The 2,063-nt window shown below is 69.8% G+C and carries 3 protein-coding genes and 1 pseudogene; 2 read left to right on the forward strand and 2 right to left on the reverse strand.

The annotated features are described in order from the left end of the window. Nucleotides 1-343: pseudogene (gene fliM / locus ACFE86_RS22575) on the reverse strand (flagellar motor switch protein FliM); the annotation flags it as partial. 63 nt (nt 344-406) lie between these two features. Then, complete coding sequence (fliL, locus tag ACFE86_RS22580) at nt 407-916, reverse strand: flagellar basal body-associated protein FliL (RefSeq protein ID WP_375457541.1); 510 nt, start codon at nt 914-916, stop codon at nt 407-409. Nucleotides 917-1,196: 280 nt separating this feature from the next. Here fliL and flgF point away from each other — a divergent pair, with 280 nt between their 5' ends. Both flgF and ACFE86_RS22590 read left to right on the forward strand, forming a co-directional pair. Beyond that, complete coding sequence (flgF, locus tag ACFE86_RS22585; protein WP_375457542.1) at nt 1,197-1,937, forward strand: flagellar basal-body rod protein FlgF; 741 nt, start codon at nt 1,197-1,199, stop codon at nt 1,935-1,937. A 15-nt stretch (nt 1,938-1,952) separates the two neighbouring features. Then, nucleotides 1,953-2,063: flagellar basal body protein (locus ACFE86_RS22590; RefSeq protein ID WP_375457543.1), on the forward strand; the 111-nt coding region annotated here is incomplete at its 3' end.

Raw genomic sequence — 2,063 nt, forward strand, 5'->3', positions numbered from 1 at the left:
GCATCGGCAGGCGTTCGTACTGGACGACGCCCGAATCGACGATGGCGCGCACGCCGCCGGCGCCGGAGGCCGACAGCTCGCGCAGCGAGAAGCCGAGGACGTCGTCGATCTCCTCCTGGTTGAGGATGCGGTCGTTGCCGGCGAGTTCGGGGAGGTTGTCGGTCTCCCCGTCCTCGATCATCGTCGCCCATTCGGCGGCGACGTCGCTGGCGGTGCGGGTGGTGCCCTGCTCGGCCAGCGCCGCGCCCCATTCCTCGGCGAGCGACGTGTCCCCGCCCTCGGCGCCCTGCTCGATCAGGGCCGCCGACCAGTCGTCCTCCGCGTTCGGGTCGTCGGGGTCCATGATCCGCTCGTTTCAGGGTCGGCCCGTCGGGCGCGTCGGGCGCGTCGGGGGGTCGGAGGCGCGCTACTGGACGATCACGTCCTTGAACAGCACCGCCTCGACGCGGGCGGGGTAGACCGCGACGTTGACCCGCTTCAGCAGTTCCTCGCGGAGGCGGTAGAGGCCCAGCGAGCCGGAGAGGTCGCTGCTGCGCAGGTCGCGCATGTAGACCTGGAGGGCGTCCTCGACGCGGGGCATCAGCGGCTTCACCTCGCCCTCGACCTTGGCGTCCTTGAGTTCCAGGGCGATGCGGAGCTTGGCGTACTTGGCCTTGTCCTGGCCGGCGTCCGGGCTGAGGTTCAGCAGCATCTCGCGCACGTCGAGGAACACCGCCGGCTTCTTCACCTCCGCCGCCTGCTCGGAATGCTCCGCCTCGGCATGGGCTGCGGCGCGCTTCTTCATCATGACGGCGCCGCCGCCGCCGCCGGCAAGCAGCACCACGGCGGCGATCACGATGAGCTTCTTCCTGCTCTTCGGCACTTCGACCTCGCCGCCCTCGCCGTCGGCGGCCGCTTTCTTGGGCTTCCTGGCCATGGGCGGGGTTCCGCGATCCGTCGCTGTTCGTCCGGGGCGCCCGCGCTGAAGGACCGGGCCTGATCGAGCCTCCGGTATCCATGGACAGGGTTAACGTGCCGTTAAGGCGGCAGAATCTGCCGGGTCGGCTTTGCCGCCGGGCCGATGCGGTTCCGGCCGACGGACGCTCCGCGACAGGTCAAGTGACTGACCGGACAAGCGAAACCATGCGCCGTCGACGTGGCACGGCGGATGCGGATGGGTGGTTGCCGCCACCGCGGCACGAACGGTCGGGTCTACGATGCAGAATGCCCTCTTCGTCGGCGTGTCGAGCCAGGTCGCGCTTCAGCGCGAGCTCGACGTGATCGCCAACAACATGGCCAACGTCTCGACCACCGGCTTCAAGGGCCGCTCGACGCGCTTCCAGGAATACCTGATGCCGACGGCGAGCGCGGATTCGTTTTCCGCGCCCGACCGCCGGCTCTCCTACGTGATCGACCAGGGCACCGCGCTCGACCTCGGCCAGGGCGCGATCGAGCCGGACGGCAACCCGATCCACGTGGCGATCCAAGGCGAGGCATTCTTCTCGGTCCAGACGCCGCAGGGCGTGCGCTACACCCGCAACGGCGCCTTCGAGATCGACGCGCAGGGGACGCTGGTCAACAGCGATGGCTACGCCGTGCAGGGCGAGGGCGGCCCGATCACCGTCAACGCGCAGGAGACGGGGCTTTCGATCGGGCCGGACGGCACGGTCTCGACCAACCTCGGGGTGCGCGGCCGCGTGCGGCTCGTCACCTTCGCCAACCCGCAGCGCCTCACCAACGCGGGCGCCAACCTCTACGCCGCGACCGACCAGCCCCAGCCCGCGGGCATCAGGAGCCGCCTCGAATCGGGGGCGCTGGAGCGATCCAACGTCAAGCCGGTGCTGGAGATGACGCGGCTGATGGACGTGAACCGGACCTACGCGATGGTCTCCAGCGTGATCACGCGCCTCGACGACCTGCGGGGCACGGCGATCCGCCGCCTCGCCGACATCGCCTGATCGGGAGCCGGCACGATGCGCGCGCTCTACGCCGCCGCCACCGGCATGGCGGCCCAGGAACTCAACGTCCAGGTCATCTCGAACAACATCGCGAACCTGCGCACCACCGGCTACAAGCGCCAGCAG

The sequence above is a fragment of the uncultured Methylobacterium sp. genome (genome assembly GCF_964244095.1).
In the GTDB taxonomy this organism is placed as follows: Bacteria; Pseudomonadota; Alphaproteobacteria; order Rhizobiales; family Beijerinckiaceae; genus Methylobacterium.